This window comes from Roseisolibacter sp. H3M3-2 (assembly GCF_029211165.1).
Taxonomy (GTDB): domain Bacteria; phylum Gemmatimonadota; class Gemmatimonadetes; order Gemmatimonadales; family Gemmatimonadaceae; genus Roseisolibacter.
The window spans coordinates 1-645 of record NZ_JARGEK010000768.1 but is presented as its reverse complement, the minus strand read 5'-3'; the positions used below and the strand labels follow the sequence as shown (position 1 = coordinate 645).

At 80.3% G+C, this 645-nt stretch carries 1 protein-coding gene; it reads right to left on the bottom strand.

Features of this window, described 5'->3' with window-relative positions; genetic code table 11:
- Nucleotides 1–79: 79 nt before the first annotated feature.
- Nucleotides 80–645 (bottom strand): hypothetical protein (locus tag PYV61_RS26290; protein WP_275836848.1); only part of this gene is annotated, 566 nt, incomplete at its 5' end.

The following is a 645-nucleotide window of genomic DNA, read 5'->3' as shown; positions in this document are numbered from 1 at the left end:
TGGCAGCGGCGCGAGCGGACGCGCGGCCGCGGCGCGCCGCGCGGGGAGCGCGTCGGGGGCGACGAGGAGCGGCACGGCGTCAGGGACCGGCGCGGTGCCAGCGCGCGACCGTCGCCAGCTCGCCGCGCAGGTCCATCTTCACCCCCGCCAGCGAGCGGGCGACGCCCTGCACGCCGCGCGAGTGATAGAGCCACGCCGCCGGCACCTCGGCGGCGAGCGTGCGCTGCACGTCGCCCCAGGCGGCGGCGCGCGCGTCCGTCGTCGTCGCGTCCGCCGCCCGCGCGAACGCCGAGTCGAGCGCCGGGCGGTGGAAGCCCGCGTAGTCGAGCGCCCCGCCGGCGGACGCGGTCGCGAACATCGCCGCGAGGTGCGACAGCGCGAGGTCGCCCGGGATCCCCGCGATCAGCAGGTCGAACGTGCGGCGCTCCGCGCGCGCGGCGGCCAGGAACGCGCCCATCTCGCGCGTGCGGATCTCGAGGCGCACGCCGCGCGCGGCCAGGTCGGCCTGCAGCAGCTGCTCGACCGCGTTGTCGCCCGAGCCCACGGTCAGCAGCTCGACCACCAGCGGCCGGCCGCCGCGCGCACGTCGCCCGTCGGGGCCGCGCCGCCAGCCGGCCGCGTCGAGCAGCGCGTCGGCGACGGCGG